This window comes from Streptomyces sp. HB132 (assembly GCF_016909575.1).
In the GTDB taxonomy this organism is placed as follows: domain Bacteria; phylum Actinomycetota; class Actinomycetes; order Streptomycetales; family Streptomycetaceae; genus Streptomyces.
In genome coordinates, this window is the sequence record NZ_JAFBGA010000009.1 from 317085 (window position 1) to 325913 (window position 8829).

Genomic DNA, 8829 nt, shown 5'->3' on the forward strand with positions numbered 1-8829 from the left:
TATCAGCTTCCGAGCCGCAGGAGAAGAGTGATCGGATACAGTCCGCCCGTGAAGGACTCCCACTGCGGCAGCTGCGGGACCCCGTACGCCGCCGACATCTGGCCGCGCACCTGTACGGCCTGCGGTCACACCGCCTATCGCAACCCGCTGCCCGTAGCCGTCGCCCTGCTGCCGGTCACCGGACCGCACGGCACCGGACTCGTCGTCATCACCCGGACCATCCCTCCGCACACCGGCGGGACGGCGCTGCCCGGCGGCTACATCGACCGGACCGAGGACTGGCGCCACGCCGTCGCCCGCGAACTGCGCGAAGAGACCGGCATCCGGGCGGACGAGACGGACGTACGGCTCGCCGACGCCCTCAGCTCCCCGGACGGCCACCTGCTCCTCTTCGGACTGCTCCCGCCGCGAGCCGCCGCGGAACTCCCGCCCTCCGCACCCACGGACGAGACCTCGGGATACGACGTGCTGCGCACCCCGGACGAACTCGCCTTTCCCCTGCACACCCGAGCCGTACGCGCCTGGTTCGCCGGCGCCTACGGCTGAGCCGGGCCCGACCGCCCCCGCACCCGGACCGGATACGGAACCAGCTCCTGCGTACCGTCCCGCTCGACGACCACGCGCCCCGCACCGAGGCGCGACGTGTAGCGCTCCACCTCGGCCCGCTCCCACCCGTCGCCCGCGTCCCGCACGACCAGCCCGCCCCCGGTGCGCCCGGCGGGCGGAGCCCACACCTCCAGTTCCAGGCCTCCGCCCGGGCCCCGCACCGGGATCACCGCACCGGCCCGGGCCAGCACCGGAATCCGTGACAGCGGCGCGTCCACCACCACCTGGCCCGGCCCCTCGTACGCCTTCCCGGTCGCCGTGTCGTACCACCGCCCCCGCGGCAACCGCACCTGCCTGCGGTCCGCCCCCTCCTCCAGCACGGGAGCGACCAGCAGCGAGTCGCCCAGCAGGAACGCGTCCTCGCAGTCCCGCAGCTCCCGGTCCCCCGACGCGCCCCACCACACCGGCCGCACATACGGAGCACCGGTGAGCCGCGCCAGGTGCGCAAGCGTCACGAAGTACGGCAGCAACCGCTCCCGCTCCGCCAGGATCTCCCCGGCACGCGCGAGGACCTCCGGGCCGAACTCCCACGGCTCCCGGCGCCCCGCCCCGATGGCCGCATGCGTCCGGAACAACGGCATGTACGCACCCAACTGGAACCAGCGCAGATAAAGCTCCGGCGACGGCGACCCGTCGAACCCGCCGACATCGGGCCCCGAGTACGGCACCCCGCAGAGCCCGAGCCCCAGCACCAGGGCCAGCGAGACCCGCAGCCCCGGCCACCCCGTCGCCACGTCGCCGGACCAGGTCCCGCCGTACCGCTGCATCCCCGCCCAGCCCGAACGGGAGAACAGGAACGGCCGCTCGTCGGGCCGCAGCCGGCGCAGCCCCTCGTAACCGGCCCTCGCCATCGCCAGGGCGTACACGTTGTGGGCCTCCCGGTGGTCCCCGCCACGGCCCTCCAGCGCGTGCCGCGACGACCGAGGCAGAGACGGATCGCCGAACGCCGAGAACGACACCGGCTCGTTCATGTCGTGCCACACACCGGAGAACCCCTGCCCCAGCCGCTCCTCGTACAGCGCGCCCCACCAGTCCCGCACCATCGGATCGGTGAAGTCCGGATAGACGCACTCACCCGGCCACACCTCACCGAGCACGGGAGAACCCTGTGGATCCCGGACGAACGCACCCTCGGCACCGACCTCGAGGCCGCTCTCGAACACCGCGTTGCCCGCAGACGCCCGCACCGCCGGATCGACGATCGACACCAGCCGGACGCCCTCCTCCCGCAGCTCCTTCGCCAGTCCGGGAAGATCGGGGAACCGCTCGGGATCGACCGTGAACACCTGATGCGCGTCGTAGTGGTCGATGTCCAGATGCAGCACGGACAGGGGCAGCCCCCGATCCCGGTACCCCTTCACGACCCGCCGCACCTCCCGCTCGCTGCCGAACCCCCAGCGGGCGTGCTGCGGCCCCAGCGCCCACGCCGGCGGCAGCGCGGGCGCCCCCGTCAGCGCCGTCCATCCCCGCAGCACCCTGGCAGGCGTACCCACGACCACCCAGCAGCGGAGCGGACCACCCTCCATCCGCACCTCACAGGTACCGAGCCGGTCATGCCCCGAGCCGGCACCCTCCTCACCCTCCCGAAGCGTCACCCCGCCCGACCACGTGTTGTCGTGGAACGCCAGATGGGTCCCGGCATCGGAGACCACCATCTGCACCGGCATCGTCAGGTACAGCGGATCGTCCGCCGGACCGAAACGCCCGCCCGGATCGGTGTTCCACAGCCGGTACGTGCCCTCCCTCAGCCTCGGACCGCCCGAGCGCCCGCCGAGTCCGAAGAAGCGTGCGTCGGCCGGTACCTCGGACCGTTGCACCCATCGCGCCGCGCCCCCCTCCACCGGTTCCCACCAGCGCGGCGGCAGCTCGCGGCGCAGCAGCACCCCGCCGGGCGTACGCAGCTCCACCGCCCCGTGCCGCGACACGACGACCGTCAGCCGCTCCGACACCACCATCCAGCCGCCGTTCGTGTCCGGCTCCAGGCGCGCCCGCGGATCCGGCTCCGGCTCAGCTCCCGCAAGGGCGTACGAAGGCAGCGGCCCGGCGGCGTCCCAGGACCAGAACACCGCACCGCCCGCCGCCACCCGGATCCGGAGCTGCGAGCGGGCGAACCGCACCACTCCACCGCCCGGCTCCGGCTCCGCACCGACCAGGAGGCCCGGCACACGCGCCCGCTCGGGACCGCGCGGTGCCAGCGCCCGCGCATCCGCACGCCGGTTCCGCCACGCCGACCTCACCGCCCGCATCCCCTGCACAGAACCAACCGATTTCACCGAGCGCACCAGGTCACGACCATCCATGCGGACCACCCTGCCATTCGCCGTGACGGAAACGCGGTCCGTTCAGCTTCCGTTCACCTGTGGCTCCGCCACACAGTCGGACACACGACCATGGCCGGGGGACCCTGGTGCGCAGGACGATCACATGGCATCGTCCGTAACGACCGTTAACGCGCGCATCCCAGCGGTGCGCGCGACGCACGCACACACCGCGTACACCCCGAAGGGCCAGGGAGCCTCCATGACCTCAGCAGCCGGCGAAGCCCCCCTCTGGCAGCCCGGACCCGAGCGCGTCGAGGCCGCAGCCGTGACCCGCTTCCAGCGATGGGCCGCCGAGCGCCACGGAGCGCCGGCCGACGGCGGCTACGCGGCCCTGCAGCGCTGGTCGGTCGACGAGCTCGACACCTTCTGGCAGGCAGTCGCCGACTGGTTCGACGTACGCTTCTCCACCCCGTACGAGACCGTCATCAGGAACCGCACGATGCCCGGCGCCCAGTGGTTCCCCGGCGCCACCCTCAACTACGCCGAGCACGCCCTGCGCACGGCCGACGACCCGCTCCGCGCGGACGCCCCCGCCCTGCTGTACGTCGACGAGACCCACACCCAGCTCTCCGTCAGCTGGAGCGAACTCCGGCGCCAGGTGGGCTCACTGACAGCGGAACTACGCGCCCTCGGTGTCAGGCCCGGCGACCGGGTCAGCGGCTACCTGCCCAACATCCCGCAGGCCGTCGTCGCGTTCCTCGCCACCGCCGCGGTCGGCGGGGTCTGGACCTCCTGCGCCCCCGACTTCGGCGCCCGCAGTGTCCTGGACCGCTTCCAGCAGGTCGAACCCGTCGTCCTGTTCACGGTCGACGGCTACCGCTACGGCGGAAAGGAGCACGACCGCACCGCTGCCGTGGCCGAACTCCGACGCGAACTCCCGACGCTGCGCGCGGTCGTCCACATCCCGCTCCTCGGCACGGACGCACCCGAGGGCGCCCTCGAATGGTCGGCACTCACCGCCTCCGACATCGAGCCGGTCTTCGAACAGATTCCCTTCGAGCACCCCCTGTGGGTGCTGTACTCCTCCGGCACGACCGGACTTCCGAAGGCGATCGTCCAGTCCCAGGGGGGGATCCTCCTCGAACACTTCAAGCAGATCGGGCTGCACTGCGACCTCGGCCCCGACGACCGCTTCTTCTGGTACACCTCCACCGGCTGGATGATGTGGAACTTCCTCGTCTCCGGCCTGCTCACCGGCACCACCGTCGTACTGTACGACGGCAGCCCCGGCTACCCGGACGTCAGCGCCCAGTGGCGTGTGGCCGAACAGACCGGAGCGACGCTCTTCGGCACATCGGCCGCCTACGTGATGGCCTGCCGGAAAGCGGACGTCCACCCGGGCCGTGACCACGACCTCAGCCGGGTCCAGTGCGTCGCCACCACCGGCTCCCCGCTCCCGCCCGACGGCTTCCGCTGGCTCCACGACGAGGTCGCCGAGGACCTGTGGATCGCGTCGGTGAGCGGCGGCACGGACGTCTGCAGCTGCTTCGCCGGCGCGGTACCCACCCTGCCGGTCCACATCGGCGAACTCCAGGCCCCCTGTCTCGGCACCGACCTCCAGTCCTGGGACCCCGCCGGCAAGCCGCTCACCGGTGAGGTCGGCGAGCTCGTCGTGACAGCACCCATGCCCTCCATGCCGGTCCGCTTCTGGAACGACCCCGACGGCAGCCGCTACCACGACAGTTACTTCGACACGTACCCCGGCGTCTGGCGCCACGGGGACTGGATCACCCTCACCGACCGCGGTTCGGTCGTCATCCACGGCCGTTCCGACTCCACCCTCAACAGGCAGGGTGTCCGCATGGGGTCCGCCGACATCTACGAGGCGGTCGAGAGGCTCCCCGAGATCCACGAGTCCCTCGTCATCGGCCTCGAGGAACCGGACGGCGGCTACTGGATGCCCCTGTTCGTCCACCTCGCCGAGGGCGCCACACTCGACGACGAGCTTCGCGACGGCATCAAACGCACCATCCGCGAGAACCTCTCACCCCGTCATGTACCGGATGAGGTCATCGCGGTCCCCGGTATCCCGCACACCCTCACAGGCAAGCGGATCGAGGTTCCGGTCAAGCGTCTCCTCCAGGGAACAGCCCTTTCGAAGGCGGTCAACCCGGGCTCGGTCGACAACCTCGAACTCCTCCGCTTCTACGAGGACCTGGGCCGCGAACGCCGCTGATCCGACCGCCGTGCAGGCCGTTGTCAGTCCCCCTGGTTACGCTGAGTGAGCATCGATCGACAGCGCACAGGGGGACTCATGGCGCACATCAAGCAGACCGACAAGCGCAGCCGAACGCGCTCCGCACCATCCATGCGACGCGCACTGCGCCGCGAAGCACCCAGCACCGTCGGGCTCCTGGTCGACTCCGAGGACTTCGCGGCCATGCGCCACTACCGGAGCTTCGTCTTCGAGGACCACACCGAATACCTGCGGCAGGTCGACGGCCTGCTGCGCACACGCGCCGCCCAGGGGATGCACACCACAGTCGCCCTCTTCGACCCGGACGACTACGCGGAGTTCTGCACGGAGTCCGGTCTCGATCCCGACGAGCGGGCGAGCCGCAGCCGGTTCACCGCCGAGATCGCGGCTGCCGGCGCCACCGTGGCGTACACCGGCCAACCCATCGACACACTGGTCCCGCTCCTCGTCTCACGAGCCGTCCGCCGCGCGACATGGGAGTACGCCACCATGCTCCTGGCCGGCCTCGGCGACTGTGCGGACTGCGGGCAGGACATCGGCGGAGCGGCCTTCGACCGGGCGTCCCATCTGCTGACGCGTCTGCTCGACACCGCGGGGCCGGGCACCCACCACGTCGTGTGCAGCATGCCCACGGAGGCCGAACAGCTTCTGGCCGTCCTCCACACCGCCCGGGACGCGGACGGCCCGGTCCGTCTCGAGTCGTCGGAAGGGGCGGAGTTCGCCACCGTGCTCGCCGTGGGTGTCGCGCTGGAGACCCGGGGAGGCGTCGTCCTGCGCACCACGACGCCCGACGCCCCGGACCGGGTGCACGGCTGGCGTCTGCACCGGGGCAGCCTCCTCCCGCTCACGGCGGGGGAGGTCTTCAGCGCCTACTGCACCGATGCGGACACGGGCCAACCCGTCTCGCCGGAGTCCGGCGTCGAGTACTGCGCGGGGTTCGACCTCGGTGCCGACGAACCGGAGGCCCACCGCTGAGAAAGCCGATGGGGGTTCCCGCCGGAACCGGCGGGAACCCCCATCACACCCGACTGCTGACAGCGGGCGGCGTCACTCGCCGGACAGCACCGCCTGCGCCGCGAGGCGTGCCTCGTCGGCCGAGTCCGCCGCACGCGCGGCGGAGGCCGCGCGCTCGCACTGCGCGAGCGTGTGCTTCGCCAGCGTCGCCCGCACGTAGGGGATGGACGCCGCACCCATCGACAGCGAGGTGACACCCAGACCGGTCAGCACACACGCCAGCAGCGGATCCGAAGCGGCCTCACCGCAGACACCACAACTCTTGCCCTCGGCCCTCGCGGCCTCGGCCGAGAGCGCGACCAGGTCGAGCAGCGCGGGCTGCCACGGGTCCTGCAGCCTGGAGACGGCCCCCACCTGACGGTCGGCCGCGAAGGTGTACTGCGCCAGGTCGTTGGTGCCCAGCGACAGGAACTCCACCTCCTGCAGGATCGAGCGGGCCCGGAGCGCGGCGGACGGAATCTCCACCATCGCACCGAACTTCGCCTGCAGCCCCGCCTCACGGCAGGCGTCGGCGAACGCCTTCGCGTCGGCGCGGTCGGCCACCATCGGGGCCATGACCTCGAGGTACACCGGCAGACCCTCGGACGCCCTGGACAGCGCCGTCAGCTGAGTCCGCAGTACATCGGGGTGGTCCAGAAGACTGCGCAGGCCACGCACACCCAGCGCGGGGTTCGGCTCGTCCGCCGGTGTCAGGAAGTCCAGCGGTTTGTCGGCGCCGGCGTCCAGCACCCGCACGACGACACGCCCCTCGGGGAACGCCTCCAGTACCGCGCGGTAGGCGGCGATCTGCTTCTCCTCGGACGGCGCCTGCTTGCTGTCGTCCAGGAAGAGGAACTCCGTACGGAACAGACCCACGCCCTCGGCACCGGCCTCCAGGGCGGCCGGCACGTCGGCGGGACCGCCGACATTGGCGAGCAGCGGCACCTTGTGACCGTCGGAGGTGGCTCCGGGCCCGGTCACTGCCGTCAGCGCCGCCTTGCGGGCCGCCGAGGCACTCTCCATCTCGGCCCGCTTCTCCTGACCGGGCTCGACGAAGATCTCACCGGTGCTGCCGTCCACCGCCACGACCGTGCCCTCGGCGATCTCACCCGCGCCGGGGAGAGCCACGACGGCCGGAACTCCGAGCGCACGCGCGAGGATCGCACTGTGGCTGGTGGGCCCGCCCTCCTCCGTGACGAAGCCGAGCACCAGCGTCGGGTCGAGCAGGGCGGTGTCGGCGGGAGCCAGGTCACGCGCGATCAGTACATACGGCTCGTCGCTGTCCGGGACACCCGGCATCGGCACGCCGAGCAGCCGCGCAACGATGCGGTTCCGTACGTCGTCGAGGTCCGCCACGCGTCCCGCCAGGTACTCCCCGGCGTTGGCCAGCAGAGCCCGGTACGCGGCGAACGCGTCGTACACACCGCGCTCGGCGGTGCTGCCGACCGCGATACGACGCTCGACATCGGCGATGAGCTCGGGGTCCTGCGCCATCATGGCCTGGGCCTCCAGCACATGCTGTGCCTCGCCCCCCGCCAGATTGCCGCGCGCAATCAGGTCGGCCGCAACAGCTTCCACGGCCTGGCGGGCACGCCCCTGCTCGCGCTCGGCCTCCTCCGCGGGAATCTGTTTGGCCGGCGGCTCGAGCACCGCCGTGCCCATGTGCCGAACTTCGCCGATCGCCACACCGTGGCTCACACCGACGCCTCGCAGCGTTGTCTCCATTTCACCCGTCTCCGATTGTGCGGCGACTGCGTCACCGCGGTGGATGCCCAACTGGCTCTTCACTGCGCCGAGGGTGTCACTGCCAGCCGAAGAGCGTCTCGCCGACCTTCACGTCGCCGTCCTCGCGGACGTCGGAGAGGGACTCGGCGGTGGCCTCCAGGGCCACGACGGGGCAGATCGCCGACTTCCCGGCCGCTTCGACGGCCGAGGGGTCCCATCGGACGATGCCCTGACCGCGGGCCACCGTGTCCCCCTTGTTGACGAGCAGTTCGAAGCCCTCGCCGTTGAGTTGCACGGTGTCGATCCCGAGGTGCGTCAGCACTCCGTGTCCCTGGTCGTCGACGACGACGAAGGCGTGCGGGTGGAGGGAGACGACGATCCCGTCGACCGGTGAGACGGCCTCGGAAGGCTCGCGCACGGGGTCGATGGCGGTACCCGGGCCGACCATCGCTCCGGAGAAGACGGGGTCGGGAACCGCGGTGAGTCCGATGGCGCGACCGTCAAGAGGGGACGTCACTGTGGTCATGGAAAGCCTCCCAGGGGTGGGGATCCGCATGTCACCGCCATGGCTGACGGAGGGCGGCGTACTGATCAGCAGCGTAAGTCATATGAAGTCCCGGTTCCGCCCGAGAGCTACCGGTTGGCCGACCTAGGGGTGCACCGGAAACGATTTGCCTCGCCTCACAAGGGCCTGTACTGTCGTACCCCTGCCTGACCCCAACGCGACCTTCGAGTCCGGGATCGGCAGCGACTCCCAAGCCCAGACTGTAACTCTGACTGTGCTCTCGCATGTTCGCGAGACCCCGGTCAGGGAATGGGAAAAGGCCTGATAGAGTCGGACTCGCCGGAAAGGGAAACGCGAAAGCGAAGAACTGGAAAGCGAAAAAGCAGTATCCCGCTTCGGCCGGGAATCGGACACGAAAGAGTCTGATAGAGTCGGAAACGCAAGAACGAAGGGAAGCGCCCGGAGGGCCCCGGTGAAACGGG

The 8829-nt window shown here is 71.0% G+C and carries 6 protein-coding genes; 3 read left to right on the top strand and 3 right to left on the bottom strand.

The features are described 5' to 3' along the window. Nucleotides 1–48: 48 nt before the first annotated feature. Nucleotides 49–546 carry an NUDIX domain-containing protein gene (locus JOC24_RS21855; RefSeq protein WP_205022036.1) on the top strand — a complete coding sequence of 166 codons (498 nt, stop codon included), beginning with the start codon at nucleotides 49–51 and terminating at the stop codon, nucleotides 544–546. Here JOC24_RS21855 and JOC24_RS21860 read toward each other — a convergent pair. Beyond that, nucleotides 537–2906 (bottom strand): glycoside hydrolase family 31 protein, encoded by a 2370-nt coding sequence (locus tag JOC24_RS21860; RefSeq protein ID WP_205022037.1) that lies wholly within the window; start codon nucleotides 2904–2906, stop codon nucleotides 537–539. The genes JOC24_RS21855 and JOC24_RS21860 overlap by 10 nt on opposite strands. A gap of 220 nt (nucleotides 2907–3126) precedes the next feature. Between JOC24_RS21860 and JOC24_RS21865 the strand changes: the two genes are divergently transcribed. Both JOC24_RS21865 and JOC24_RS21870 read left to right on the top strand, forming a co-directional pair. Beyond that, nucleotides 3127–5103 (top strand): acetoacetate--CoA ligase, encoded by a 1977-nt coding sequence (locus tag JOC24_RS21865; protein ID WP_205022038.1) that lies wholly within the window; start codon nucleotides 3127–3129, stop codon nucleotides 5101–5103. 78 nt (nucleotides 5104–5181) lie between these two features. After that, complete coding sequence (locus JOC24_RS21870; protein ID WP_205022039.1) at nucleotides 5182–6099, top strand: hypothetical protein; 918 nt, start codon at nucleotides 5182–5184, stop codon at nucleotides 6097–6099. 72 nt (nucleotides 6100–6171) lie between these two features. Here JOC24_RS21870 and ptsP read toward each other — a convergent pair whose 3' ends face one another. Next, nucleotides 6172–7842, bottom strand: coding sequence for a phosphoenolpyruvate--protein phosphotransferase (gene ptsP / locus JOC24_RS21875; protein ID WP_205022040.1), 1671 nt, complete (start codon nucleotides 7840–7842; stop codon nucleotides 6172–6174). Between the two features lie 76 nt (nucleotides 7843–7918). Beyond that, nucleotides 7919–8368, bottom strand: a complete 450-nt coding sequence (locus JOC24_RS21880; RefSeq protein ID WP_205022041.1) for a PTS sugar transporter subunit IIA — start codon at nucleotides 8366–8368, stop codon at nucleotides 7919–7921. Nucleotides 8369–8829 lie beyond the last annotated feature (461 nt).

Bases quoted from the DNA above. Each gene is read 5' to 3' on its own strand.
- JOC24_RS21870 (WP_205022039.1), top strand. From the start codon at position 5,182: ATGGCGCACATCAAGCAGACCGACAAGCGCAGCCGAACGCGCTCCGCA.
- ptsP (WP_205022040.1), bottom strand. From the start codon at position 7,842: ATGGAGACAACGCTGCGAGGCGTCGGTGTGAGCCACGGTGTGGCGATC.
- JOC24_RS21865 (WP_205022038.1), top strand. From the start codon at position 3,127: ATGACCTCAGCAGCCGGCGAAGCCCCCCTCTGGCAGCCCGGACCCGAG.
- JOC24_RS21860 (WP_205022037.1), bottom strand. From the start codon at position 2,906: ATGGATGGTCGTGACCTGGTGCGCTCGGTGAAATCGGTTGGTTCTGTG.
- JOC24_RS21880 (WP_205022041.1), bottom strand. From the start codon at position 8,368: ATGACCACAGTGACGTCCCCTCTTGACGGTCGCGCCATCGGACTCACC.